The sequence below is a fragment of the Streptomyces sp. NPDC090445 genome, assembly GCF_044769385.1.
In the GTDB taxonomy this organism is placed as follows: domain Bacteria; phylum Actinomycetota; class Actinomycetes; order Streptomycetales; family Streptomycetaceae; genus Streptomyces.
Window position 1 is genome coordinate 23888 of sequence record NZ_JBIVXV010000008.1, and the last position, 25513, is coordinate 49400.

Sequence of the window (25513 nt, forward strand, 5' to 3'; positions counted from 1 at the left end):
CACGGTTACCCCTCCCTTGCCGGACTTCCCGATCCCCCCGGATCCCTCCCCGGAAGTCCCGACGCACCGTACGACCCGCCTGCGCGCCCCGGGGTTGCACCCCGAATCGGAACTTTACGTTTCCATTACCTGGGGCGGGCTGCGGACGCCTCCGCAATGCCCGTGATCCGCCGCGGACCAGGCGTTCCGTCCGGACCTCCGCGCGCTATCCTCGGGCGCCATGGACACCCCCGGCGGACAGGTGCGGTTGCGGGACCCGGAGCCCGGCGAACTGGGCTGGATCGTGCAGCGGCACGGCGCGCTCTACGCCGCCGAGTACGGCTGGAACACGGACTTCGAGGCCCTGGTGGCCCGTATCGTCGCGGACTTCGCCGAGGACCACGACCCGTACCTGGAGCACGTCTGGATCGCCGAGCTGGACGGCCGCCCGGCCGGCTCGGTGATGTGCGTCCGCGAGGACGGATCGCCCGGCACGGCCCGGCTGCGCCTGCTGCTGGTGGAGCCGGAGGGCCGCGGGCACGGCATCGGCTCCCTGCTGGTCGACACGGTCGTGGAGTTCGCCCGCTCGGCCGGCTACCGCGAGCTCGTCCTGTGGACCAACGACGTCCTGGCCTCGGCCCGCGCCCTCTACCTGCGCGCCGGGTTCACGCTGGTCGCCGAGCGGCCGCACCGCTCGTACGGCGCCACCCTCATGGGGCAGGACTGGCGGCTGCCCCTGCAGGACGACTCCCCGCACTGACGGCCGTCCGCTGCCGCGCCGGCGCCAGCGAGGTCAGCGCGACCCCGCCCACCAGCAGCACCGCCGCGACCCACCGCAGCCCCGACACGCTCTCGCCCAGCACCAGCGCCGCCGAGGACATCCCGAACACGGGCACGAGCAGCGAGAACGGGGCGACGGCCGAGGCCGGGTAGCGCCGCAGCAGGTACCCCCAGGCGCCGAAGCCGAACACGGTGGAGACCCAGGCGACGTAGGCGATGACGCCGACCCCGGACCAGTCCAGGGCCCGCAGCGCGGCCAGGTCCCGCTCGGGCCCCTCCAGCAGCAGCGACAGCGCGAGCAGCGGCAGCACGGGCACGGTGCACACCCAGACCATGAAGTTCAGGGCGTCGGGCGGGGCCGCCTTGCGGGTGAGCACGTTGGACACGCCCCAGCAGGCGGCGGCCGCGACGACCAGGGTGAAGCCGAGCACCGGCCCGGAGGTGCCCCCGTCGGCGGCGGCCACGGCGATCCCCACGAGGGCGACGGCCATGCCGGCCAGCCGGACCGGTCCGGGCCGCTCCCGCAGCACGGCGGCGGCGAGGACGGCGGTGAAGACGGCCTGGACCTGGAGGACGAGGGAGGACAGCCCGGCCGGCATGCCGGCGGCCATCCCCGTGAAGAGCAGGCCGAACTTGGCGATGCCGAGGGCGGCTCCGACGCCGAGGACCCACTTCCACGCGACCTTCGGCCGCCCGACGAAGAACACCGCGGGCAGGGCTGCGGCGAGGAAGCGCAGGGCGGACAGCAGCAGCGGCGGGAAGTGGCCGAGCCCGATCTGGATGACGACGAAGTTGACGCCCCAGACGGCGGCGACGAGTACGGCGAGAGCCGTGTGAACTGGACGCATGCTCCGAGCATCGGCGCCGCCACCGTGTAGCACCAGCGCGTATCTCTTCCGGGATGGATGAAGCATTGCTTACGGTTGGGGCATGCTCGACCTGTCCCGGCTGCGCGCCCTGCACGCCGTCTCCGTCCACGGCTCGGTCGCGGGCGCGGCGGCCGCCCTCGGCTACACCCCCTCGGCCGTCTCCCAGCAGATCGCCAAACTGGAACGGGAGACCCGCACCACGCTGCTGGAGCGGCGCGGGCGCGGGGTCGCGCTGACCGAGGAGGCCTGGCACCTGGCCCGTACCGCCCGCGAGTTGCTGGCGATCGTGGAGCGGGCCGAGACCACCCTGGAGGAGCGCCGCGGGCAGCCGAGCGGACTGCTGACGGTGGCGGCGTTCGCCTCGGCGGCGCGCGGACTGCTGCCCGGAGTGCTGGCGGACCTGGCACGCCGTCATCCCGCCCTGGACGTACGCCTCACGGAGGTGGACCCCCACCTGTCGGTGGACCTCGTGGCCCGCGGGGTGAGCGACCTGGCGGTGGCCCACGACTGGGACATCGCCCCGCTGCCCGCCCCCGAGGGCGTCGAGCAGGCCGTGATCGGGGACGACCTGTGCGACCTGGTGGTACCCGAGGGGCACCCCTTCACCGCACGGGCCGTCATCCGCCGGTCGGACCTCGGCGGCCAGCGGTGGGTGTGCCAGCCGCCCGGCCGGGTCTGCCACGACTGGCTGGTGCGGACGCTGCGCACGGCCGGCTTCGAGCCCGACATCGCCCATGTGGCCGAGGAGAACCACACGATCACCGCCCTGGTCGCGGCCGGGCTCGGCGTGGCCGTCGTCCCCCGGCTGGGCACCGGCGCGCTGCCGCCCGGCGCGGTGGCCGTGCGGCTCGAACCGGGCCCCGTACGCAGGCTGTACGCCCTGTGGCGGACGGGGGCGGCCCGCCGGCCGGCGATCACCGAGGCCGTACGCACCCTGCAGGAGCACTGGGCGGCAGCGGACTCCGCCCGTCCGGGGGATCCCCGCCGTGTCCTCGACGGCGGGAGCGCGACGGCGCAGTAGGGTCCGGCGCGTGCCGAACCACGCCTCCCGCCGGTCCCTGCTCACCGCGGCCGCCGTGGCCGCCGCCGCAGCCGCCGGAGCGGTCTCCTACGCCCTGGGCAGCTCCTCCGACGCCGCCGCCCCCTCCGGTCCCTCGGGCTCCCCCGGCGGCTCCAGGGGCGCCCGCCGCGGGGACGCGCGCCCCGGCGACCGGGCCCCCGGCCCGGCCCCCGACCTGGCCGAACTGCGCCGCGTGGTGGCCGGGATGAGCCTGACCGAGCAGGTCGGGCAGCTCTTCGTGTCCCGGGCCTTCGGGCATTCCGCGACCGGGCCCGACCCGGCCGACGCAGAGAAGAACCTGTCGCAGTTCGGGGTGCGCACCGCCGCCGAGCTGATCTCCCGCTACCACCTCGGCGGGGTCGTCCTGTTCTCCTGGGCCGGCAACACCCGCAACCCGCAGCAGATCGCCGACCTGTCGGCCGGGCTCCAGCAGGCGGCCTCGGCCACGGGAGCCGGGATCCCGCTGCTGCTCTCCATCGACCAGGAGCACGGCGCGGTGGCCCGCATCGGCAAGCCCGCGACCCTGCTGCCGGGGGCGATGGCCCTGGGCGCGCGCGGCGGCAAGGCGTCGGCCGCCGCCGAGGCCCGGCGGGCGGCGCGGATCGCGGGCGCCGAGCTGGCCGCGATGGGCATCCGGCAGGACTACGCGCCGGTGGCCGACGTGAACGTGAACCCGGCCAACCCGGTGATCGGCGTCCGGTCCTTCGGCTCCGACCCGAAGGCGGTGGCCGCCCTGGTCGCCGCCCAGGTACGCGGCTACCAGGGCTCGGGGGTGGCCGCGACGGCCAAGCACTTCCCCGGCCACGGCGACACCGAGACCGACAGCCACATCGGGCTGCCGGTGATGACGCACAGCCGGGCCCGGTGGGAGGAGCTGGACGAGCCGCCGTTCCGGGCGGCGGTGGAGGCGGGCGTGGACGCCGTGATGACGGCGCACATCGTCTTCCCCGCGCTCGATCCCTCGGGGGACCCGGCGACCCTCTCGCGGCCGATCGTCACGGGCATCCTGCGCGAACGCCTCGGCTTCCGCGGGGTGGTGGTCACCGACGCCCTCGACATGGCCGGCGTCCGCCAGAAGTACGGGGACGACCGAGTGCCGGTGCTCGCCCTGAAGGCGGGCTGCGACCAGCTGCTGAACGCGCCCGACCTGGGGCTCGCGTTCCGCAGCGTGGTCGCCGCGGTGGAGTCGGGCGAGCTGACGCAGACCCGGATCGCCGAGTCGGTGCTGCGGATCCTGGAACTCAAGGCGCGCCGGGGCCTGTTCGACCGGCCGCAGACCACGGCGGGGCGGGTGGACGGGGCCGTGGGCACCACGGCCCACCTGACCGCCGCGGACGAGATCGCGGCGGGTACGACGACCCTGCTGGCCAATCCCGGGAAGCTGCTGCCGCTGGACCCGTCGGCGGCGCCCGCGCTGCTGGTCACCGGGACCGACCCGGCCTCCCCCAGCGGTACGACGGGTCCCCCGACGGTGGTACTGGCCAAGGAGCTGACCGCCCTCGGCTGCCGGGCGACGGCGGTGCCGTCGGGGCGGGCGGTGGCGGCGGCCCCGGGCAACGCGGCGGTGCTGGTGTGCACGCACAACGTGCCGGAGGGGGACAGCCCGCAGCGCACGCTGGTGGCGGACCTGGTGGCGACCGGGGTGCCGGTGGTCCTGGTGGCGCTGCGGAACCCCTACGACCCGGCGCGGCTGCCGGAGTGCGCGGCCGAACTGGCCACGTACACCTGGTCGGACGTGGAGATGCGGGCGGCGGCCCGGGTGATCACCGGTGCGGCCCGGCCGACGGGCCGGCTGCCGGTCCCGGTGCCGGGCCGCTACCCGCTGGGCCACGGGCTGGCGTACGGCTGATCCTGTACGCCGGCCCTACGGCCTGGTGGTCCCTGCGCCGGTCCGCGGACCCGCGCGGTCCCTCCCGCGCCGGTCCTCGGCCCGGCGCGGGAGGGAACCGGGTTACGGCCGCAGCTGCGGCTCGCGCTCCAGGTCCTGCTGGTCGAGCCGGGCGTCCGGCTTCGCCAGCGGCGTCGCCCGGCCCGCGTCGAGGGCGGCGGCGGTCGGGGCGACCCCGGCCCACTGCAGGATCCGCTGGGTGGCCAGCGCCTTCTCGCCCTCCAGGAGCTTGGAGACGTTGGCCCCGTGGTTGGCGCCGGGCGCGGTCATCACGTAGCTGTCGTGGGTCCCGTAGCCGAGGCGGAACGGTTCTGCACCCCACGGGTCGTTCTGCCCGTAGACGAAGAGCATCTGGTGGGCGTTGTTCTTCACCCAGTTGTCGACGTCCGCCATGACCCCCGGCTGGAAGGTCATCGGGATGTCGCCCGGCACGAAGTTGCGCGGCGGCTGGTAGCCGTACCGGCTCAGCCCCTTGAGGTGCGGCTGCTTGATGTCCGGCGATCCGAGCTGCGTGCCGGCCTGGTAGTAGTACGGCGTGTACGTCTCCAGGCCCTGGTCGGCGTAGGCCGAGAAGCCGGAGATCGCGTCGACCGAGTCCCAGATCTCCTGGTCGCTCGCGGCCTTGGCGTCCGCGGGGACGGTGCCGCAGTCGGAGAGCATGCTGTACTGCCAGAACGCCCACACGTAGTCGAGGACGACGGCCTCGTACGCCTTGTCGAGGGTGCCGACGGTGTTGAAGGTCCAGCCGTTCTGGGCGGCGGCGGCCGCGTACTTGGCCTCCAGCGGCTCGCGGCGCACGAGCGCCTCGCGCTGGACGCCGTTCAGCCTGTCGCGGCACTCCTTGGTGCCGACCTTGGCGAAGAACCGGTCGTAGGCCGAGTCCTCCTTGTTGACGACGTCGTTGGGCGCGACGTACGCGACGATGCCGTCCATGTCGCGCGGGTAGAAGCGCTCGTAGTACGTCGCCGTCATGCCGCCCTTGCTGGCGCCGGTGGCGAGCCAGTTCTTCGGGTAGAGCTTCTTCAGCGCCGTGAAGATGCGGTGCTGGTCGCTGGCCGCCTGCCAGATGTCCAGCTTCGACCAGTCCGCCGGGGCGGGGCGGGACGGGTTGAAGAAGCGATACTCCATCGACACCTGGTTGCCGTCGACGATCGTCGTCGGCTCGGCGCGGCGCGGGTTGGTGTTGACGTTGTAGCCCGAGGTGTAGAACACCGTGGGCCGGGAGACGTCCTTGTGCAGCAGGGTGATGCGCTGCTTGAAGGTGCCCTTCCCCGGCTGCCGGTGGTCGATCGGCTGCTCGTAGTTCAGGACGAAGAAGCGGTAGCCGGGGTACGGCTTCTCCTCGATCAGGCTCATGCCCGGAATCGCCAGGATCTGGTCCTTGATGTCCGTGGCGGCTGCCTGTCCGGCGGTGGCCGGCGCTGCGGCGGCGGCCGGGTCTGCGGCGGTGGCCGGCTCTGCGGCGGTGGCCGTCCGAGCCGTGAAGCCGGCCGTGCCCATGGTGCCGATCAGCACGGCGAGCGGCAGCAGTCGGCCAAGCGTCTTACGCATTCACCCTCCCCTTGAGCTCACTGCGGTCCCACGTGAACCTAGCGGGGTCAACGCACAGCTGACCAGACCCAGTTGGGACGCTCGCTCAGCACAGAATCCAGCCGGATTCGGCGGACCCGACCCCGATGCTCCCCTTTACATACACACAGCGGTTGATCGCACCGACGGTGACAGGGCCGGCATATCGGGTGAATTGCCCGAGATCGCGGACCGGGACCCCGCCCCGCGGCTGGATGCTCACCGCCATCGGCCGGCGCGTGCCGGGATCCCGGGCGAGGGCGACGGCGCACGCCTGGGTACGGCTCTTGAAGATGCGCACCTCCCCCGCGGGGAACGGCAGCGTCTTGACGAGCTGTCCGCCGCAGCCGCCCTCGGCGGCCCGGGCCGGCGGCGCCACCAGCAGTCCCCCCAGGCAGAACGCGAGCACCGCCGCCGACACCCCCGCCCGGACGGCCCCCCGGCCGCCCCCGTTCCTGTAGCGCCCCACACTGTCCCCCGGTCCCTTGCGCGTACTTATGTGCGTCATACGTACGTCCGTACGACGCACGTGGCCCCCGGAAGGTTGCGCGCGGCAAGATCCGGGGGCCGGACGTGGAAAAGCCGCCGGGCGGCGGGGGCTCAGGCCGCGGCGCGCTCGTCCTCGCCGAGGAACGTCCGCCACAGGACCGCGTACCGGCCGCCGCGGGCGAGGAGTTCGGCGTGCGTACCGTCCTCCACCACCCGGCCGCGGTCCATGACCACGACCCGGTCGGCGCGCGCGGCCGTGGTCAGCCGGTGCGCCACCACGAGGGTGGTGCGCTTCCCGGCGAGCCGGTCCGTGGCCCGGTTGACCTGGGCCTCGGTGGCCAGGTCGAGGGCGGCCGTGGCCTCGTCGAGCAGCAGCACGTCCGGGTCGACGAGCTCCGCACGGGCCAAGGCGATCAGCTGGCGCTGGCCGGCCGAGAGGTTCCGGCCGCGTTCGGCGACGGTGTGCAGGTAGCCGCCGTCGAGCGTGGCGATCATGTCGTGGGCGCCGACCGCGCGGGCGGCCGCCTCGACCTCCGCGTCGCTCGCGCCGGGCCGCCCGTACGCGATCGCGTCGCGCACCGTCCCCGCGAACAGGTACGGCTCCTGCGGGACCACCCCGAGCCGGCGGCGGAACGCCGTCAGGTCGAGCTCCCGCAGGTCCCGGCCGTCGGCGGTCACCCGGCCGCCGGTCGGGTCGTAGAACCGGGCCACCAGCTTCACCAGCGTGGACTTGCCGGCCCCGGTCTCGCCGACGAACGCGACGGTCTGCCCCGCCGGTATCCGCAGGCTGATTCCGGCCAGGGCCTCACTGCCCTTCTCGCCGCGCTCCTCGGCCGTGCCGTACGCGAAGTGCACGTCCTCGAAGGCGATCTCGCCGATCGGCTCCCGCACCCCGCGCGGGTCGGCGGGCAGCGGCGTGGTGGTCGGCTCGCGCAGCAGCTGCTGGATCCGGCCGAGGGAGACGGTCGCCTGCTGGTACCCGTCGAAGACCTGCGACAGCTGCTGGACGGGGGCGAAGAACAGGTCGATGTACAGCAGGTAGGCGACCAGCGCGCCGGTGGTCAGCGTGCCCGCCTCGACCCGGCCCGCACCGACGATCAGCACCGCCGCCGCCGCACCCGAGGACAGCAGCTGCACGAACGGGAAGTAGACCGAAATCAGCCACTGGCCGCGCACCCGGGCCTCGCGGTACGCATCGCTGCGCTCCGCGAAGCGGGCGGCGCCCGAGCCCTGGCGGCGGAAGGCCTGGACGATGCGGAGCCCGGAGACGGACTCCTGGAGGTCGGCGTTGACCAGGCTGACCCGGTCGCGGGCGAGCTCGTACGCGGCGACCGACTTGCGGCGGAACACGATCGTGCCGACGACCAGCACCGGCAGGGTGGCGAAGACGATCAGCGCGAGCTCGACGTCGAGGACGAGCAGCGCGACGAGGATCCCGAAGAAGGTGAAGACGGAGACGACTGCGGTGACCAGGCCGGTCTGCAGGAACGACGACAAGGAGTCGACGTCGGTGGTCATCCGCGTCATGATCTTGCCGGTCAGCTCGCGCTCGTAGTAGTCGAGGCCGAGGCGCTGGAGCTGGGCGAAGATCTTCACGCGGAGCGCGTACAGCACGCGCTCACCGGTCCGGCCCGTCATCCGGGTCTCGGCGAACTGGGCGGCCCACTGGCCGACGACCACCGCGAGGGCGAGCAGCGACGCCGCCCAGACGGCCCCGAGCGCGGCCTGCTCCACGCCCTGGTCGATGCCGTGCCGGATCAGGACCGGCAGCAGCAGGCCGGCGCCCGCGTCCACCGCGACCAGGCCGAGGCTGACGGCGAGCGGCGCCCAGAAGCCGCGCAGCAGGCGGCGCAGGTTGTAGCTGTCCTCGGCGGCCGCGGCCCGGCCCTCGTCGACGTCCGGCTCGTCGTCGGCGGGCGGCAGCGCCGCCACCTTGGCGAGCAGCTCGGGGGTGGCCGGCATCCCGGCCACGGCCCCGGCCATGGAGTGCGGGGGCCCGCCGGCACCGGGGGCCGCGGCGGGGGCCGCACCCGGGGCAGCGGCGGGGGCGGCACCCGGGGCAGCGGCGGGGGCGGAGGCAGCGGCGGAGGCGGAAGTGGCCCTGGCGGAGTCCTCCCGGCGGCGCCACAGCTCGGGGGTGATGCCGTCGACGACGCGCCGCTTGGCGTTGACCGGCTCCGCGTCGATCTCGGCCTCGACCTCGATGTCCTGCTCGAAGTCCCGCTCGAACGCGTCCATGGCCGCCGGGGCGGCCTCGGGGGTGCGCGGAGAGGCCGCGCCGAGCGCGTCCGCGTCGGTCAGCAGCCGCCGGTACAGCGCGGAGCGCTGCTCCAGCTCCTCGTGCGTACCGATGTCGGCGAGCCGGCCGCGGTCCAGTACGGCGATCCGGTCGGCCAGCGCGAGCGTGGAGCGGCGGTGGGCGATGAGGAGCGTCGTGCGGCCCGCCATGACGGCGCGCAGCGCCTCGTGGATCTCGTGCTCCACGCGGGCGTCGACGGCAGAGGTGGCGTCGTCGAGGAGCAGCAGCCGGGGGTCGGTGAGGATGGCGCGGGCGAGCGCGATGCGCTGGCGCTGGCCGCCGGAGAGGGTCAGGCCCTGCTCGCCGACCTTGGTGTCGTACCCGGCGGGCAGGCGCTCGACGAAGTCCTCGGCCTGGGCGGCGCGGGCGGCGGCCCGGACCTGCTCCTCCGTGGCGTCCGGATGGCCGAAGGCGATGTTGGCGCCGATGGTGTCGGAGAAGAGGAACGAATCCTCGGGCACGAGGCCGATCGCGGCGCGCAGCGAGTCGTACGTGAGCTCGCGGACGTCGTGGCCGCCGACACGGACGGTGCCGCGGTCGGCGTCGTAGAAGCGGGGCAGGAGCAGGGAGACGGTCGACTTGCCGGAACCGGAGGCGCCGACGACGGCGACGGTCTCGCCGGCGGCGACGGTGAGGGAGAAGCCGTCGAGGACGGGCCGCTCGGGGTCGTAGCCGAAGACGACGTCGTCGAACTCGACGGTGGCGGGGGCGTCGGCGGGCAACTCCCGCACCCCCTCCTGGATGGCGGGCTCGGTGTCGATCAGCTCGAACACCCGCTCCACGCCGGCCCGGGCCTGCTGGCCGACGGTGAGGACCATGGCGAGCATGCGGACGGGCCCGACGAGCTGGGCGAGGTAGGTGGAGAAGGCGACGAAGGTGCCGAGGGTGACCTGGCCGTTGGTGGCCAGCCAGCCGCCGAGGGCCAGCATGGCGACCTGGGCGAGCGCGGGGACCGCCTGCAGGGCGGGGGTGTAGCGCGAGTTCAGGCGTATGCTCCGCAGCCGCCCCGCGAAGAGCCCGCGGCCGGCATCGCGCAGCTTGCCGGTCTCCTGGTCCTCCTGGCCGAAGCCCTTGACGACGCGGACGCCCGTCACGGCCCCGTCGACGACGGAGGCGACGGCGGCGGCCTGGCCCTGCGCCCACCAGGTGGCGGGGAACAGCTTCTTGCGGCTGCGGTCCGCTATGAACCACAGCGCGGGCGCCATCAGCAGCGCGACGAGCGTCAGCAGCGGCGACAGCCACAGCATGACGGCCAGGGATATCCCGAAGAGGAGGAAGTTGCCGATGGTCATCGGCAGCATGAAGAGCAGGCCCTGGATCAGCTGGAGGTCGCTGGTGGCCCGGCCGACGACCTGGCCGGTGGACAGCTCGTCCTGGCGCCGGCCGTCGAGGCGGGCGATGGTGCCGTACATGTCCGTGCGCAGGTCGTGCTGCACGTCGAGGGCGAGGCGGCCGCCGTAGTAGCGGCGTACGTAGGTGAACGCGTACACGAGCACCGCCGCGCCGATGAGCAGCCCGGCCCACGGCGCCATCGGCCTGCTCTGGTCCCCGATGACGTCGTCGATGATGACCTTCGTCACGAGCGGGACGAAGGCCATGACGGCCATGCCTCCGAGGGAGGAACCGAGCGCGAGCAGCACATTGGCCTTGTACCGCCAGGTGTAGGCGGCCAGCCGCCTGGCCCACCCCTGCTGCCGCTCCTCCTGCTGCCTCTCTCCGGCTGTCTGCGCCGTTCCCGCCGCTGTTTGCGCCGCCGCCACGTTCTGCCTCCCCGTCCGTCCGTCGCTGCCGCCTGCCCCAACGCCCCCACCGGCGGATTTCATCCCGCCGCACCATCTCGAAGGTGCAGATGTGTCACCTCGGCCGCACGCGGGACGCGGCCGTTGGGGGTAGCGGGGCGGGCAGCGGGGCGGGCAGCGGGGTGGGGGTGGGGGTTCAGCCGGGTGGCGCGGCCCGCGTGCGGGCCCGGTCGCCCGCGCACAGACTGGGCGCATGCCCGAGCCGAAGGAGCAGTCGCCGGGACCGGAGTCGGGGCGTGTGCCGTCGGCTCCGCCATCGGAGACGGGCTCGGGACCGGAGCCCGGGTCGGGGCCCGGGTCAGGGCTCGGATCGGGGTCGTTCCTGGAGAAGGCGGCGTACATCACGGCCCCGGCGACCGTGGCCCTCGGTCTCCTCTACTACTTCGGCAGCACGTACACCGACGCGTACTACGCCTACTTCGGCATCCCCACGAGTGATCTGCAGTTCTCCGTCCAGAAGTACGTGGTCGAGAGCCCGGCCGCGGTCTTCTTCCCCCTCTGGCTGCTGATGATCTGCGGACTGGTCGTGCTGCTGGTGCTGGGCTCAGTGGGCCGGGCCTTGGCCGTCCCGGGGCGGGAGGCGGTGCGCCGCAGGGTGACGGCCTGCCTGCTCGCCATCGGCAGCTTGCTGCTGGTGCTGGGAGGCTTCCCGGCCTACTTCATGGAGGGCCGACTGCCGCCCCTCCCCAGCGGGTGGCTGCGCGAGTTCCTGCCCTGCCTGGTCGTCGCCCTGGGTGCCACGCTGGCGTTCTTCGCCGTACAGCTGCACCTCAGCCGGGGCTCCGACGAACCCGGCCGACGTGAAAGGACGGGCGACCGGCTGTGGCTGGCAGGTGGCGCCCTGCTCATCGGCCTGTTCGCGATGAGCCTGTTCTTCGCCATGTCGCGGTACGCGGCTCAAGCAGGTACGACTGCGGCCGCCGAACTCAAGGCCGGTGGCTACGTGGCCCACAGCCCCAGGGTGGTGGTCCACTCGAAGGTTTCCCTCCCCCATCACCTCGGCGGCATCAAATTCAAGGACCGCGGCCCCGGCAGCGCGCCGTTCCGATACGAGTACCGCGGTTTCAGGCTCCTCGTGAAGTCGCCGTCCCGCTACTACTTCGTCTCCTACGCCGAGTCCGAGGTGCCACAGCTGGTCGTGCTCCCCGACGACGAGACGGTCCGCGTGGAGATCAGTCCGTGACAACGGCGGACGTGTCCTCGGTGGACACGCCGTCGGTGGGCGTGTCGTCGGTGGGCGTGTCGTCGGCCGTCGGGCTCGAACTCGGGGATTCCTCGGAGCCGTCGGGGGTGGCCGCTGCGTCGACCGCCTCCCCGGTGATCTCGACGGTGATGACCTGGCCGTCGGTGGTCTCGGCAGTGAGCTGCCCGCTGTAGCTGCCCGGCGCGGCCGCAACGTGCTGGAGCGTGATCGTGCACCCTCCTCCGGGCGGCAGCTCGACACCGGAGCAGTTGTCCTCCGTGATCGCGGCCTCCCCGTTGTCGGTGGTCACCGACAGCTCCTGGACGGTCTTGGGTTCGCTTTCGGAGTTGGAAATGGCGAAGTCCCGGGTCGCGGGCTCGCCCACGGACGCGGCGGGCACGCTGATCGGCCTGGTGTGGGCGGCGCTCTCCCCCAGGAACACGGTGTCCTCCGGTTGGGGGACGGTGACCTGCTCCGTGCCCGAAGGCGGTGCCGGGGAAGGCTGCTGCTCGGAGCCGCCGCCGCTCTGGCAGGCGGCGAGGACCACGGCCAAGGCGATCGCGACCACTGCCGCAGCAAGGCTTCGGGGGCGTGCGGGCATCACGGCGTCGGCCTCCGCTTCCGGATCGACACGGACCGGCTCACCGATCAAGCTCCCACGAACACCTGATTCAGGCCCGCGAAGCCGGGCCGGAAACACAGCGTCACCATCCGAAAGGTGCAAGGACGCGGGACGCCGGAACACGAGGGGCACCCGCCGTCACGGTGCGTCGAACTCGTAGTCCAGGATGTAGGCGGCGGAGTCGAGGATCATCTCGTTCACCTCGACGACCTGCCCGTCGGCGGCGAAGGCGGTACGGCAGACCAGGACCACCGGCGTCCCGGGCACAAGCGCCAGGGCTGCGGCCTCTTCGGGCCCCGGCATCCGCGAGCGGATCTCCTCCCGGAACCGGACCGGCCTGCGGCCGAGGTCGGCGAGGCGGGCGTAGATGCCGCCGGGGCCGGTGTCGGGCTCGGCAATGGGGGTGCCGGTGGCGAGTACGGCGTCCAGGTACGAGGTGGACACGAGGACTGGTTTGCCGTCGAGGACGAACCGTCGGCGGCGGACGCAGACGCGATCGTCCTCCCCGAGCCCGAGCAAGGCCCCGATGCCCGGCGGTGCAGCCTCCTCACTCACGGACAGCAGCTCTACGGACGGGTCCCGGTCCTCGGTGTCAGCCTCCCAGATGGACCGGCCCGCACCCCAGATGTCGCCGGCAAGACGCTGAATGCCGCGGCGGCGAATCAGCCTGAAGTCTCGGACGAACACCCCAGCGCCCTTGCGGGCCTCCACAATGCCCTCTGTCTGGAGGACGCCGAGAGCCTGGCGGGCCGTCATGCGGGCAACGCCGTATGTGGCCATCAGGTCGTTCTCGCCGGGAAGGCGGTCACCCGGACCGTACGTGCCGACCTGGATGGCCGCCTTCAGCTCGGCGGCAATCCGCTGGTACTTGGGCTGCCGCCCGGAGCCGTTACTCGGCATGCGTCCTCCCGATCATCTCTCGACATCGTAGGCGCGGAATGCAGCCGTGCTCGCTCAGCCCCACGCGCCATACGTTCATCTCTAGAGATAGCTTGACCGGCGGCCCGCAACGCGCTTCACTCCTAGCATCGGAATCTCTAGAGAGGTGATTCGGGTGGCACTGGCTCCGTCCCTGCCGAGCGAAGCGTTCTGGCTCTTTCCTCGCAGCCCTCGCAGCCCCGGTTGGGCCCGCGCCTTCTTCCGGGATCAGGCCCGGACCTGGGGCGTCGCACGCCCGACTTCGGAGACGGCAGAGTTGGCGCTGTCGGAGCTCGTCACCAACGCCGTACGGCACGCTCGTGCACCCCGCGGCCGGGAGATCGGCGTACGGGCGGTGTGGGACGGTGCGTGCCTGCGGGTCGAGGTCGCCGACGCGGGCGACTGGGTGGACCTGGAGCCCGGTCCGCACAGGCCGGACAGAGACGGCGGGCGCGGGCTCGCCGTCGTGGCGGCCGTGGCGGACCGGTGGGGCCAGGAGCCCCGACCCCACGGCATCGGCAAGACGGTCTGGGCCGAGTTCCCCGTCAGGGTGTAGGGAGCGGCTTCACGACCGGGGGTTTCTCCAGGGGCTTGTTCTCGCAGCCGAGGGCCTCGGTGACCCGGCGGGTCATGAGGGCAGTGAGGGCCGTCTGGCGGTCCCGGGCCGCTTGGTCGAGGTCCGTCCGGCCGATGTTGACCGTGTACGAAGCATCCGCGTAGAACCATGCCGACTTCGACTTCTCGCCGAGTTCGCCGGGCATGTCGCACTGGACGAACAGCTTCGTGATGAAGTCGTTCGTTTCACCGAAGGCGCCGTTCACCTCGTACGGGACGCTCTTGGACAGGGACGGCTTCACATCCTCCGAGGTGCGAGCCACCCAGCCGAATCCGAACGTCGCGCGTTCGACTCCCCCCTGACCACCCGGACGGTACGCACACGTGTATCGGGGAAGTGTCCGCTCCTTGGGATCCATCTCCCGCAGTTCGCGCTCCAGCTTCTCGACCGCACGGCTCGTACTGTTCATGATGAGGGTCTCGAAGCCGTCTGCACGAAGGATCTTCCGCAGAAGCGTCTGCTCTTCCGAGGCGGGCGCGATCTCGCACGGATGGTCGGTCTTCGCTTCGGACTCGCCCGAGTCACACGATGCCAGTGTCAGCACACAAAGAAGAGCAGCCGTCGACCGCCCGAGAGTCTTGAGCACGTCAGGACCGGAGATGCGCACGAGCGGCATCCCTTCCACTGGTGTAGCTGGTGGTCGCCGTGTCCTTGGCGTGCTTGAAAGCAGCGTCGCCTTCGATGTGACGATCCCTGCCCCACGCGTCGAACATATCGTTGGTCGCCTCCATGCCCTTCCCGAAATTGCTGCTGGAATCCTTCTTCCCCTGTTCCTCGGCCTCGTCCTTGACCCCTTCGACCCACTCGTACTTGAGCGAGTCGATCAGCGAGCCTCCGACCGTGCCCGCGATCGGGATCTCGCCGATGAGTCCGTTCGCCAAGGCAGCCGTGTGTTCAGATGTGCCTTCCGCCCACTTGTTCCGGTCGTCTTCCTTGTCCTTGTAGACGTCGGCCCCGATGCCGTTCAGGGCGCCGGCCGCGGCGCCGATGTCATGGGCCCGGTTGTCCCAGTCCGCGCTCACACCGTGCAGGTCGCCCTTGTACGGGGCGGCAGCGGTGAGCTGTTCCGCCGAGTACATCCGCTCCGCCTCGACGATCAGGGCGTAGCTCGGGCCGTCGTCCGCGATGCCGCGCATCACGCGGACCAGGCTGCCCTGGCCGACCGCGATCTGGGCCTTGTCGCCCGAACCGTGGATCGAGTCGCTGCCCTTGATGCCGCCCAGGTCGGACTCCTGGCCGCCGAGGATGAGGTGGGTGTCCTCCACGTAGTCGACCAGTGCCTTCGCCATCGGCTGGCGCAGGCCCTCCAGGTCCTTCGGGAACTTGTCGCCGCTCATCTCGTCGTCGAAGAGGCGGATGGCGTTGTGCATCACGCGCGCTTGGCCCTCGGTGTGCGGTCCGGGCGGGCCGAGCTTCTCGCCGTCCGTGTGGCCGGTAGCCGCCGCCTGGAGGGCCGCGCCCAGGCCCGCCGTCTTGTCGCCGTGGATCTCGATCGGCGGGCCGACCGCGGTCGAGATCCAGGGGTCCGGCATGTCGCGCTCGGTGAGCATGTACTTCAGGTGCTCGTTCTTGTTGCCGGGCGCGTCGGGGTCGAGGAAGTACGTCGCCGAGTCCGGGTCCTTGGCCATGATGCCGAGCAGGCCGTCCAGCGGGTCGGAGACCAGGTTCGGGCGCTGGGAGTCCCAGGCGTGGTCGTACATGTGCGGCTTCGACTTCTCGGCCGCGATCATGCCGTCGCCGACGTCGTTGAGGAACTGCTTGCCGTAGCCGTCGCCGTTCGCCATGAGGGTGACGAGCGCCTGGTAGCCGTACGTCGGCCGCAGGCCCTTGGCGACCAGTTCGGGGCCCTGCTCCTTGAGCCCGTTCACGAAGGGCTTGTACGCGTAGCTGTCCGGGTCCTTGGTGCCCGAGGCGATCGTCCCGGCGAGGCCCGAGTTGATCGATTCGTAGAGCTTCCTGTCGGCCGCCGATGTGCCGCGGTCGTTCGACGCCAGGTTCATCTGGTCGGCGAGCAGCAGGGTGTCCTTCGCCCCCAGCCCGTTCAGGTACGCCTCACTGAAGTGCTTGTCCTTGGAGTTCTGCTTCAGGACCTCGTCGTAGTGCCGCAGTTCCTCCGGGGAGGCCTTGCCGTCACGGATCTTCTGGGTGAGGGCCAGCGCCTCCACGGCCTCGACGTCGTTGACGGGCTTCGAGTTGAAGCCGAACATCGCCGTGCCGTCCGCGCCCGACGCGTTCAGCAGGGCGGTCTTGACGTCCGCGTCGAACTCCGTGATCGCTTTGACGGTGTCTGCGATCCGGCGGGTCCAGGCCCGCTCGACCTCCGGGAGGTCGGGGTCGTGCCGCGCCGCGTTCGCGGTGCCGGCGTCGACCTTGGAGAAGTCGAAGCTCGCGTTGCCGGCGTCCGAGACCTTCATGCCGGCGTCCTTGGCGTCCGACACGGCGGACACCAGGCGGCCCTTGAGGTCCGTGAACCGGGCGTGCGCGTCACGGAGCAGCGACTCCATGGCCAGCGCCTCCTTCTGTGCCGACGCGTACTCCTGGCGCGTGATGGAGGAGTTGGTGGCGGCGGTCGTGGCGCTGGTGCCCAGCCAGCCGTTGCCGGCGGAGACCTTCTGGACCTCGTCCTTGTAGACGTCCTCCATGGTCTTGAACTGCGCCGCCATGGCCTTCCAGCCGTCGGCGGCCGTGGTGAGCGCGGAGAGGTCCGTCTGCATGATCTCGGCGTAGCTCGGCACGTCCGTCTCCCCCTAGAGTCCCGTGACCCTCGACTGCACCGGCTGGAAGCTCCGGCCCGTCAGCTGGTCTTGTCCGGTGAACAGGTTCGACGCGCCGCGCAGGGCCGTCTTCTCCGAGGCCAGCCGTCCCATCAGGCGCTTGACCTGGTCGTCCCAGTGCGTGTGCGCCTTCGTCAGACCGGCCGCCGTGTCCCAGCCGGTGAAGGCCTTGACCGCGTTCTTGGTCGGCTCGTCGGCCGCGTCCGCGGCCTTCGTCGTGCCGGGCTGCAGGACGTTCTCGATGGTGTTGGCCGCCTTCTTCTTCTCGGGAGGGGCCGTGGCCAGCACCCCGAACCCGCTGGGCGCCCCGGAGCCGCCGCCCGGGTCGGCGGCGAGCTGGTTCAGCCGCATCTGCGGCGACGCGCCCTCGGACGCGGCCGCCTGTTTCTGCCGGCCCCACTCCTGCTCGAACGACACTGCTCCCCCTCGCACTCCGCCCGCCTGATCAAAACCACCCTAGCGAGCCCCTGAGCGAGCCCTAAACGTGCGTGGGGGCGAACATGCGGAGCCTGGCCGGAAGGACCACCACCGAGGGGCCCGGGGTGGCGAGGGCCTTCGCCAGGTCCGCGCGGAGGGTGTCGGGAGTCGTCTGCACCGCCGGGACCCCGAAGGATTCCGCCAGGGCCGTGAAGTCGGGGCGGGTCAGTTCGGTGCCGGTCGTACGGCCGTCGAAGGCGTCCGTCATGTACTCGCGCAGGATGCCGTAGCCGCCGTCGTCCACGATCAGCCAGGTGACGTCCAGGTCGTGCTGGCGGGCGGTGGCCAGCTCGGCGAGCGAGTACATCGCGCCGCCGTCGCCGGAGACGGCCAGGACCGGGGTGCCCGGCTCGGCCAGGCAGGCTCCGAGGGCCGCGGGGAAGGCGTAGCCGAGGCCGCCGGCGCCCTGGGCCGAGTGCATGGTGTTCGGGTGCTTCGGGTCGAAGGCCGACCAGGCCCAGTAGGCGAGGATCGTCATGTCCCAGAACGACGGGGAGCGGGGCGGGAGGGCCGACCTGATGGAGTGGAGGAGGTCCTGCTCCAGGGTGAGGTCCTGGGAGGCCAGGCGGGCTGCGACGGCGGAGAGGACCCCGCGGACGCGGTCGGGGGCGGTGGGGGCGGTGGGGTCCTTGCGTTCGGCCACGGTTTCGAGGAGGGCCTGGAGCGCGAGGCGGGCGTCCGCGTGGATGCCGAGCGCGGGGTGGTTGGACTCCAGCTTGCCGAGGTCCGCCTCGATCTGGATCACCCGGCCGCCGGGCCGGAACGTGTGGTAGTTCGAGGACAGCTCGCCCAGGCCGGAGCCGACGACGAGGAGGACGTCGGCGTCTTCCAGGAAGTCGGTTGTGTGGCGGTCCTCCAGCCAGGACTGGAGGGAGAGCGGGTGGGTCCAGGGGAAGGCGCCCTTGCCGCCGAAGGTGGTGACCACGGGGGCGGAGAGGCGTTCCGCCAGCTGCTTGAGCTTGCCTGCTGCGTCCGCGCGGATGACGCCGCCGCCCGCGATGATCACGGGGCGTTCGGCGTTCTCCAGCCAGTGCGCGGCGAGGGCCGTCAGCTCGGGGCGCGGGGCCAGGTCGTGCGGGGTGGCGTCCATGCCGGTGACCTGCGGGACGAACGTTTCCGTGCGGAGAACGTCCTCCGGGATCTCCACCCACACCGGCCCGTGCGGGGCGGTCAGCGCCGACTCCCAGGCCTCGGCGATCACGGACGGGATCTGGGAGGGGGTCCGGGCGAGGTGGACGGACTTGACCACGTCCCGGAAGGAGGCGGCCTGGTCGCGCAGCTCGTGCAGGTGGCCGCGCCGGCCGCCGCCGAGGCCGGTGGTCGGCACCTGGGAGGAGATCGCCAGGACGGGGGAGGAGGCCGCCGCCGCTTCGGCGAGTGCGGGGAGCGCGGTCAGGGCTCCCGGGCCGGTGGAGAGGAGGAGGGGCACCGCCTCGCCGGTCATCCGGCCGTACGCGTCGGCGGCGAAACCGGCGTTGTTCTCGACGCGGAGGGTGACCAGCCGCAGGTCGGAACGGCCCACCGCGTCGAACAGCCCGAGGGCGTGCTGCCCGGGCAGCCCGAACACGGTGGTCGCGCCGAGCCCGCGCAGCGTCTCCACGACCAGGTCCCCGCCCGTCCGGCCCGGCGGCGGCGCGAGGGCCGCCGCCCGCTGGGCGTCGGTGGGGCGGAGTACCAGGTCGTGGTCGTGCGTCACGCTGTGCGTGCCTTCCGTGCTGGCGTGCCGGGCAGCACTGCCGACACGCCGGGGGCTTGGCCGACGCGCCGGGAGGGGCTTACTTGCCCTTCGCCGCGGCGATCTGGCGGCTCATGATCGTGGTCAGCTCGTACGCGGTGTGGGACGCCGCGACCGAGGTGATCTCAGCGTGATCGTACGCCGGGGCGACCTCGACCACGTCGGCGGAGACCAGGTTGCAGGAGGACAGGCCGCGGATGATCTCCAGCAGCTCGCGGGAGGTCATGCCGCCCGCCTCGGGGGTGCCGGTGCCGGGCGCGTGCGCCGGGTCCAGCACGTCGATGTCGATGGAGATGTACAGCGGGCGGTCGCCGATGCGCTGGCGCAGCTGGTCGGCGATCTCGTCCGCGCCGCGGCGGTACACGTCGGCGGAGGTCACGATGCCGAAGCCCATCTTGGCGTCGTCGTCGAGGTCCTGCTTGCCGTACAGCGGGCCGCGGGTACCGACGTGGGAGAGGGCCTCGGTGTCGAGGATGCCCTCCTCGACGGCGCGGCGGAACGGCGTGCCGTGCGTGTACTCGGCGCCGAAGTACGTGTCCCAGGTGTCCAGGTGGGCGTCGAAGTGCAGCAGGGCGACCGGGCCGTGCTTCTTCGCGACCGAGCGGAGGAGGGGGAGGGCGATGGTGTGGTCGCCGCCGAGGGTCATCAGGCGGGAACCGGCGGACAGCAGCTCGTCGGCGGCCGCCTCGACCGTCTCGACGGCCTCGTTGATGTTGAAGGGGTTCACGGCGATGTCACCGGCGTCGGCGACCTGCGCGAGCGCGAACGGGGAGGCGTCCTGCGCCGGGTTGTACGGGCGCAGGAGGCGGGAGGCCTCACGGATGGCGTTGCCGCCGAAGCGGGCGCCGGGGCGGTAGGACACGCCGGAGTCGAAGGGCACGCCGACGACGGCGACGTCCGCCGAGCCGACCTCGTCCAGGCGGGGCAGCCGGGCGAAGGTCGCGGGGCCCGCGTAACGCGGGATGCGGGAGGAGTCGACCGGTCCGCGGGGCGTCTGCTCGTTGCGCTCGGTGCTCATGGGGGTGCCCTTCTGGAGGTCCTACAGGCCTTGCGGGTCGTGCAGGTCTTGCAGGTGCTGCTGGCGTGGTGCTGGTGCGGTGCTTCGAGCGTAAGTCGCCGGGGTCGGGGCGCGCAGTGTACGTTCCATCCATACTGTCCGACTGGCGTGTGCGGAGCATCCATGAGTGGTCCTGGATCAGGGGTGGGTGAAGCGTCCGATTCGGGTTCGGGTCCAGTGAGTGACGGAGCCGCCGCCGGGTCGTCGGCTGTGCCGCCCGTGCCGCCTGTCGCGTTGGGGGCGCTGCTCGGGGACCGGGAGCTCGGGCTGCGGCACCTGGCCGGGCCTGCCGAGGCCTGGGTGCACGGGGTGCACGCCTCCGAGATGGCCGATCCGTCGCCGTACCTGCTGGGTGGGGAGCTGCTGCTCACTGCGGGTGCGGGGCCTGGGGACGGGCCCGGTGGGGACGGGCCGGGTGGGGACGGGCCGGGTGGTCCTGGTCCTGCCTCCGGTGGGCCTGGTCCTGCCCTTGCTGCCGCTTTCTACGACCAGTACGTCGCCCGGCTCGTCGCCGCCGGGGCTGCCGCCCTCGGGTTCGGTGTGGCGCCCGTGCACGAGGAGGTGCCGGCCGCGCTCGTCGACGCCTGTGCGCGGCACGGGCTGCCGCTGCTGGAGGTTCCGCCGCGCACCCCGTTCACCGCCGTCGCCCGCGCGGTGTGGCGGCTGATGGCCGAGGCGCGGACCCGTGAGCTGCGCCGCGTGACCGAGGCCCAGCAGGCGCTGGCTGCGGCCGCGGCCCGGCCGGATCCGGTGCCGGCGGTGTTGTCCCGGCTCGCGGCGAGCCTCGGGGGGTACGTGGTGCTGTGGCCGGACGGGCGGGCCGCGGGCACACCCCCTCCCCTGGATGGCGGGGATGCGGCTCTGGGTTCGCTCATGGCCCGGGTCGGCCGGGCCGGGGGGCCCGCCACCGCCACCGATCAGGCCGGGGGGCGGCACCTCGCCGCGTACGCCCTCGGCCGGCATGCGGTGCTGGGTACGGCCACCCCGGCCCGTGCCCCCGGCGACCACACCGTCGCCTCCGTCGCCGCCGTCCTGCTGACCCTGCTCACCGCCGAACGGCCCGCCGGGGACGACACCGCCGCCCTGGCACGGCTGCTGCTCGGCGGCTCCCCGGCGGAGGTGCTGGGCGCCGGCCCCTGGTACGCGGTCCATGCCCGCGGCGGCGGCACCGATCCCGACCCGCGGGCGCTCGCCGCGGCGCTGGGGACCGTACTGCTGGATCCGCGGCCCGGTCCCCGCGTACGGCTCCTCACCGACCGGGATCCCGGCCCGCAGCCCGGATGGCGGCTGGGGGTCAGCGCCCCGGCCGCGCCCGAAGCCCTGGCCACCGCCGACGCGCAGGCCCGGCGCGCCCTGGACCGTGCCGAGGCGGCCCGTGCCCCGCTGGCCCGCCACACCGAACCCGGCTTCGCGGGCCTGGTCGGCGAAGCGGAGGCCCGGGCGCATGCGGAGGCGTTGCTCGCCCCGCTGGCTCCCGTGCTGCGCGAGACGCTGCGGGGGTGGCTGGCCCACCACGGCAGCTGGGACCGCAGTGCCGCGGCTCTGGGGGTGCACCGGAACACGGTCCGGCAGCGCGTTGCCCGCTGCTCGGTACTGCTCGGGCGGGACCTGGACGACCCGGATGCGCGGGCGGAGCTGTGGTTCGCGTTGCGGTGGGAGGGTGGGGCGGCGGGGCCTGATCTGTGATGCGGGCCCGGGGCCCGGTCCCGCGGGATACCCCCGACCCGCATCGGCGAAGCAGCTTGGGGCCATCCGCCGGTCGAGGGTGTTTCCGGGGCGGGGCAAGGAGCAGCCGGCGGAGGGCCCCAAGGAAAGACGCCCAGGGGAAGCAAGCCGCGCCCGGCGGTGTGGGTTGGGCGGGCGGGGGTGCGGTGCGCGACGGATCGCTACGTGCTTCCGGTGGGTGGCGGCTGCGGGCCGTGCGTGGCGGGGCGCGTCAGTGGGCTGCGCGGCGGATGGCGGCCACCGTGGGGACCGGGTCGTTCGTGAGGAAGTCCGCGATGATCGCGTTGACCAGGGCCGGCTTCTCCTGGGTGAGGAAGTGGGAGGTGCCGGGGACGATGGCGAGTTCGGCGTGGGGGAGGGCGTTGTACGTGTCGATCATGTGCTGGGGGGTGACGAGGTCGTCGTCGGAGAACATGACGAGGGTGCGGGCCGTGATCGCCGAGAGGTCGGAGGCCTGGAGGTCGGGCTCCTTGGCGGCCATCTCGCCGATCTTCGTGGCGACGGTCCTGAAGTGGTCGATGCCGTCCGGGGAGACCTCGCCGTAGGCGGGGGCGAGGAAGTCGAAGAGCTGGTCGACGTCCCACTCCGTGTCGGGCACGGCCTCGCCCGCCTTGTTGAAGCCGCCGCTGATCAGGACGAGGCGCTTGACGAGGTCCGGGCGCTGCATCGCAACCAGCATGGCGACGAACGCGCCGTCGCTGTGGCCGACCAGGTCGGCCGGCTCGCCGACCACCGTGTCGAGGAAGGCGATCGTGTCGTCCGCCATCAGTCGGTAGGTGATGGGGCCGGGTACGTCCGGGGTGTGGCCGTGGCCCCGGCGCTCCGGGGTGTAGACGTGGAAGTGGGCTGCGAGGGGCTCCAGGTTCGGCTCGAAGAAGCGGGCGTCGACCAGGCCGCCGTGCAGGAGGACGAGGGGCTCGCCCGCGCCGTGTTCCGCGTACCAGGTGTTCACGGCTCCGAGCTGGATGTATGTGCCCATGGGGTGACTCCTTGCGTTTGTGTGTCGGGGAGGTAGACCGCGGGCGGGAGCGGAATTCATCGGCGCGCCGCACCTCCGGGCAGGGGACGCGGGTTCGTCGCGGCCCCTGCCGGAGGGGCGGTCTCAGCGGTTGAAGGCCGGGAAGGCGAAGCGCTGGACGGTTTTGAGGCCGTCGCCCTTGGCGTCGGTGCTGTTGACCGAGTAGACCAGGGTGCGGGAGAGGTCGCGGGTGGCGGCGATCACCGTGTGGTAGCCGGGGCGGGCGCCGGTCTTGCCCCAGACCTCCTTCCCGTTGATCACGTGGCGTTCGAGGCTGGCGCTGCGGGTGGCGCCGGGGATGTCCGGGACGGTGAACATCTCCTCCAGTTGCGGGGCCGGGACGACCTGGCCGCGGAAGAGGGCGACGAGGAAGCGCTCCAGGTCGCGGGTGGTGGAGATCATGTCACCCGCGGCCCAGCGGTCGGACATGTTCCATTCGGTGACGTCGACCGGCTTGCCGTCCATGAGGTCGTAGCCGCGGTTGTGGGGGCCGTGGATGCGGGGGTCGGTGCCCTTGGGGAAGGAGGTGCCGGTCATGCCGAGCGGGCGGAAGATCCGGACCTCGGCCTGGTGGGCGTAGGTGTCGCCGGTGGTCTTCTCGATCAGCATGCCGAGGATCGTGTAGTTGATGTTGTTGTACCGCTGCTGCGTGCCCGGGGTGAAGGCCAGGCCCTTCGCGACGGCGGAGGCCACCACCTGTTGGGGGGTGATCGTCTCGTAGCGGTGCGGGTAGCCCTCCTCCACGGTGTCGCCGAAGCCGATGCCGGGCTGGATGCCGCTGGTGAAGTTGAGCAGGTTGCGGACGGTGACCTGCTCGAAGGCGGGCGGGAGGACGTCCGGGAGGTAGCGGCGGGCCGGGGCGTTCAGGTCGACCTTGCCCTCGGCGGCGAACTGGAGGACGAGGGCCGCGGTGACGACCTTGGTGGTGGAACCGGCCCGGAAGCGGGCGTCGGCGAGGGCGGGGGCCCCGGTCTTCAGGTCGCGTACGCCGGCGGTGCCGGTCCAGCGGCCGTTCCCGCCGACCCGGATCGTGGCGGCTGTGGCGTCCTGGTCCGGGAGGCCCGCGAGGGCCTTGCGCAGGGCCGCGGTGTCGGGGCCCTGGGTGGTGACGGCCGCGGGGGCGGCGGCGTGGGCGGTGGCGCCCAGGGGGCCTGCGGTGAGGCCGAGGAGGAGGGCGGCGGCGAGGACGGTGCGCGTGCGGCGGTTCATGCGGGCTCCTGACTTGATCGCTGTGGACGGCTTCCATCCTGGTGATCGGGGGCGGTTGTTCGGATCCTGCGTGGAGAGGAGCCGCCCCCTGCGGGTAACCGGCCTGCGGGTCAGGGGAGTTGGCAGGGATCACCCTGAAGGCGCCGCCGGACCCCCCGCCTGGGGAGGTGGCGCTCGTCATACCGTCTGCAGAGCTCTGGACAGAGTCGACAACTCGCCGGTAACTTTGTATGAGCAAGCGCTTAGACATAAGCGGCGGACCGCCGCGACGAAGGGAGCCGGCCGTGCGCCGTACGGTGTTCAACGAGGACCACGAGGCCTTCCGGGAGACCATCCGCGCCTTCATCGAGGCCGAGGTCGTGCCCGTCTACGACGAGTGGTTCGCCGCCGGCCAGGCGCCCCGCGACTTCTACTACAAGCTCGGTGAGCTGGGCGTCTTCGGCATCAACGTCCCCGAGGAGTTCGGCGGCGCCGGCCTGGACACCCACAAGTTCGAGGCCGTCCTGTACGAGGAGACCTCCCGCGCGGGCGTCAACTTCGGCGGCTCCGGCGTGCACGTCCTGCTCGCCCTGCCCTACATCAAGATGCTCGCCGACGACGAGCAGAAGAAGCGCTTCCTGCCGAAGTTCGTCTCCGGTGAGGAGATGTGGGCGCTCGCGATGACCGAGCCGGGCACCGGCTCCGACGTCGCCGGCATGAAGACCACCGCCAAGCTCTCCGAGGACGGCACCCACTACGTCCTCAACGGCTCCAAGACCTTCATCACCGGTGGCGTGCACGCCGACCGCGTGATCGTCTGCGCCCGCACCTCCGCCCCGAGCGAGGACGACCGCCGCTTCGGCATCTCGCTGTTCGCCGTGGACACCAAGTCCGAGGGCTACTCCATCGGCCGCAAGCTCGACAAGCTCGGCCTGAAGACCTCCGACACCGCCGAGCTGGCGTTCGTCGACGTCAAGGTCCCGGTCGAGGACCTGCTCGGCGAGGAGGGCAAGGGCTTCTACTACCTCGGCCACAACCTGGCCTCCGAGCGCTGGGGCATCGCCTTCGGTGCGTACGCCCAGGCCGCCGCGGCCGTCCGGTTCGCCCAGCAGTACGTGACCGAGCGCACCGTCTTCGGCAAGCCGGTCGCCCACTTCCAGAACACCAAGTTCGAGCTGGCCGCCTGCCAGGCCGAGGTGGACGCCGCCCAGGCCGTCGCCGACCGCGCCCTGGAGGCCCTGGACGCCGGCGAGCTGACCCCGGCCGAGGCCGCCTCCGCCAAGCTGTTCTGCACCGAGGTCGCCCACCGCGTCATCGACCGCTGCCTCCAGCTGCACGGCGGCTACGGCTACATGAACGAGTACCCGATCGCCCGCCTGTACGCCGACAACCGCGTCAACCGCATCTACGGCGGCACCAGCGAGATCATGAAGTCGATCATCGCCAAGTCGATGGGGCTGTAACTCCC

At 72.4% G+C, this 25513-nt stretch carries 19 protein-coding genes and 1 pseudogene; 7 read left to right on the forward strand and 13 right to left on the reverse strand.

Translation table 11 applies throughout. The annotated features are described in order from the left end of the window. Positions 1 to 235 precede the first annotated feature (235 nt). A pseudogene (locus tag ACIQUT_RS18640) lies at positions 236 to 739 on the forward strand (GNAT family N-acetyltransferase); the annotation flags it as partial. Here ACIQUT_RS18640 and ACIQUT_RS18645 read toward each other — a convergent pair. Beyond that, positions 690 to 1607, reverse strand: a complete 918-nt coding sequence (locus ACIQUT_RS18645) for an EamA family transporter (RefSeq protein WP_403564004.1) — start codon at positions 1605 to 1607, stop codon at positions 690 to 692. The pseudogene ACIQUT_RS18640 and the gene ACIQUT_RS18645 overlap by 50 nt on opposite strands. Positions 1608 to 1689: 82 nt before the next feature. Between ACIQUT_RS18645 and ACIQUT_RS18650 the strand changes: the two genes are divergently transcribed. Together ACIQUT_RS18650 and ACIQUT_RS18655 are read left to right on the forward strand one after the other, a co-directional pair. Next, positions 1690 to 2649 carry a LysR substrate-binding domain-containing protein gene (locus ACIQUT_RS18650; RefSeq protein ID WP_403564005.1) on the forward strand — a complete coding sequence of 320 codons (960 nt, stop codon included), beginning with the start codon at positions 1690 to 1692 and terminating at the stop codon, positions 2647 to 2649. Positions 2650 to 2659: 10 nt separating this feature from the next. Next, a complete protein-coding gene (locus tag ACIQUT_RS18655) occupies positions 2660 to 4537 on the forward strand; it encodes a glycoside hydrolase family 3 protein (RefSeq protein ID WP_403564006.1) in 1878 nt (625 codons plus the stop codon). Positions 4538 to 4639: 102 nt separating this feature from the next. Here ACIQUT_RS18655 and ACIQUT_RS18660 read toward each other — a convergent pair whose 3' ends face one another. The 3 genes from ACIQUT_RS18660 to ACIQUT_RS18670 all read right to left on the reverse strand — a co-directional run bounded on the left by ACIQUT_RS18660 (position 4640) and on the right by ACIQUT_RS18670 (position 10693). After that, positions 4640 to 6127, reverse strand: a complete 1488-nt coding sequence (locus tag ACIQUT_RS18660) for an aminopeptidase (protein ID WP_403564007.1) — start codon at positions 6125 to 6127, stop codon at positions 4640 to 4642. Positions 6128 to 6212: 85 nt separating this feature from the next. Next, positions 6213 to 6554 (reverse strand): hypothetical protein, encoded by a 342-nt coding sequence (locus ACIQUT_RS18665; RefSeq protein WP_403564008.1) that lies wholly within the window; start codon positions 6552 to 6554, stop codon positions 6213 to 6215. 191 nt (positions 6555 to 6745) lie between these two features. Beyond that, complete coding sequence (locus ACIQUT_RS18670; protein WP_403564009.1) at positions 6746 to 10693, reverse strand: ABC transporter ATP-binding protein; 3948 nt, start codon at positions 10691 to 10693, stop codon at positions 6746 to 6748. 232 nt (positions 10694 to 10925) lie between these two features. On the opposite strand from ACIQUT_RS18670, the gene ACIQUT_RS18675 reads away from it, so the two are divergent. Then, complete coding sequence (locus ACIQUT_RS18675) at positions 10926 to 11915, forward strand: hypothetical protein (protein ID WP_403564010.1); 990 nt, start codon at positions 10926 to 10928, stop codon at positions 11913 to 11915. Here ACIQUT_RS18675 and ACIQUT_RS18680 read toward each other — a convergent pair. Both ACIQUT_RS18680 and ACIQUT_RS18685 read right to left on the reverse strand, forming a co-directional pair. Continuing rightward, complete coding sequence (locus ACIQUT_RS18680) at positions 11905 to 12567, reverse strand: hypothetical protein (protein ID WP_403564011.1); 663 nt, start codon at positions 12565 to 12567, stop codon at positions 11905 to 11907. The genes ACIQUT_RS18675 and ACIQUT_RS18680 overlap by 11 nt on opposite strands. Positions 12568 to 12675: 108 nt before the next feature. Continuing rightward, entirely contained in the window at positions 12676 to 13437 is a 762-nt protein-coding gene (locus ACIQUT_RS18685) for a GntR family transcriptional regulator (RefSeq protein ID WP_403564012.1), read from the reverse strand. A 154-nt stretch (positions 13438 to 13591) separates the two neighbouring features. Between ACIQUT_RS18685 and ACIQUT_RS18690 the strand changes: the two genes are divergently transcribed. After that, entirely contained in the window at positions 13592 to 14011 is a 420-nt protein-coding gene (locus tag ACIQUT_RS18690) for an ATP-binding protein (RefSeq protein WP_403564013.1), read from the forward strand. Here the strand turns inward: ACIQUT_RS18690 and ACIQUT_RS18695 are convergent. The 5 genes from ACIQUT_RS18695 to speB form a co-directional block, all read right to left on the reverse strand. Beyond that, the gene (locus ACIQUT_RS18695) at positions 14001 to 14678 is read right to left on the reverse strand and encodes a hypothetical protein (RefSeq protein WP_403564014.1); all 678 of its coding nucleotides are present in this window, start codon (positions 14676 to 14678) and stop codon (positions 14001 to 14003) included. The two genes, ACIQUT_RS18690 and ACIQUT_RS18695, sit on opposite strands and share 11 nt — an antisense overlap. Next, the gene (locus tag ACIQUT_RS18700) at positions 14659 to 16806 is read right to left on the reverse strand and encodes a hypothetical protein (RefSeq protein WP_403564015.1); all 2148 of its coding nucleotides are present in this window, start codon (positions 16804 to 16806) and stop codon (positions 14659 to 14661) included. Before ACIQUT_RS18700 ends, ACIQUT_RS18695 begins: the two co-directional genes overlap by 20 nt. Positions 16807 to 16818: 12 nt before the next feature. Next, a complete protein-coding gene (locus ACIQUT_RS18705) occupies positions 16819 to 17262 on the reverse strand; it encodes a hypothetical protein (RefSeq protein ID WP_403564016.1) in 444 nt (147 codons plus the stop codon). A gap of 61 nt (positions 17263 to 17323) precedes the next feature. Beyond that, positions 17324 to 19018 (reverse strand): thiamine pyrophosphate-binding protein, encoded by a 1695-nt coding sequence (locus ACIQUT_RS18710; protein ID WP_403564017.1) that lies wholly within the window; start codon positions 19016 to 19018, stop codon positions 17324 to 17326. Positions 19019 to 19097: 79 nt separating this feature from the next. Then, complete coding sequence (speB, locus tag ACIQUT_RS18715) at positions 19098 to 20075, reverse strand: agmatinase (RefSeq protein WP_179176777.1); 978 nt, start codon at positions 20073 to 20075, stop codon at positions 19098 to 19100. A gap of 258 nt (positions 20076 to 20333) precedes the next feature. On the opposite strand from speB, the gene ACIQUT_RS18720 reads away from it, so the two are divergent. Further along, positions 20334 to 21800 (forward strand): helix-turn-helix domain-containing protein, encoded by a 1467-nt coding sequence (locus ACIQUT_RS18720; RefSeq protein ID WP_403564018.1) that lies wholly within the window; start codon positions 20334 to 20336, stop codon positions 21798 to 21800. A 250-nt stretch (positions 21801 to 22050) separates the two neighbouring features. On the opposite strand, the gene ACIQUT_RS18725 is transcribed toward ACIQUT_RS18720, so the two are convergent. Beyond that, positions 22051 to 22818 (reverse strand): alpha/beta fold hydrolase, encoded by a 768-nt coding sequence (locus ACIQUT_RS18725; RefSeq protein WP_403564019.1) that lies wholly within the window; start codon positions 22816 to 22818, stop codon positions 22051 to 22053. Positions 22819 to 22941: 123 nt separating this feature from the next. After that, positions 22942 to 24066 carry a serine hydrolase domain-containing protein gene (locus ACIQUT_RS18730; protein ID WP_403564020.1) on the reverse strand — a complete coding sequence of 375 codons (1125 nt, stop codon included), beginning with the start codon at positions 24064 to 24066 and terminating at the stop codon, positions 22942 to 22944. A 284-nt stretch (positions 24067 to 24350) separates the two neighbouring features. Here ACIQUT_RS18730 and ACIQUT_RS18735 point away from each other — a divergent pair, with 284 nt between their 5' ends. Continuing rightward, positions 24351 to 25508 carry an acyl-CoA dehydrogenase family protein gene (locus tag ACIQUT_RS18735; RefSeq protein WP_031145399.1) on the forward strand — a complete coding sequence of 386 codons (1158 nt, stop codon included), beginning with the start codon at positions 24351 to 24353 and terminating at the stop codon, positions 25506 to 25508. Positions 25509 to 25513 lie beyond the last annotated feature (5 nt).

Excerpts from the sequence above, each read along its gene's own strand:
- ACIQUT_RS18645 (WP_403564004.1), bottom strand. The coding sequence starts at position 1,607 with ATGCGTCCAGTTCACACGGCTCTCGCCGTACTCGTCGCCGCCGTCTGG.
- ACIQUT_RS18650 (WP_403564005.1), top strand. The coding sequence starts at position 1,690 with ATGCTCGACCTGTCCCGGCTGCGCGCCCTGCACGCCGTCTCCGTCCAC.
- ACIQUT_RS18660 (WP_403564007.1), bottom strand. The coding sequence starts at position 6,127 with ATGCGTAAGACGCTTGGCCGACTGCTGCCGCTCGCCGTGCTGATCGGC.
- ACIQUT_RS18675 (WP_403564010.1), top strand. The coding sequence starts at position 10,926 with ATGCCCGAGCCGAAGGAGCAGTCGCCGGGACCGGAGTCGGGGCGTGTG.
- ACIQUT_RS18685 (WP_403564012.1), bottom strand. The coding sequence starts at position 13,437 with ATGCCGAGTAACGGCTCCGGGCGGCAGCCCAAGTACCAGCGGATTGCC.
- speB (WP_179176777.1), bottom strand. The coding sequence starts at position 20,075 with ATGAGCACCGAGCGCAACGAGCAGACGCCCCGCGGACCGGTCGACTCC.
- ACIQUT_RS18725 (WP_403564019.1), bottom strand. The coding sequence starts at position 22,818 with ATGGGCACATACATCCAGCTCGGAGCCGTGAACACCTGGTACGCGGAA.
- ACIQUT_RS18730 (WP_403564020.1), bottom strand. The coding sequence starts at position 24,066 with ATGAACCGCCGCACGCGCACCGTCCTCGCCGCCGCCCTCCTCCTCGGC.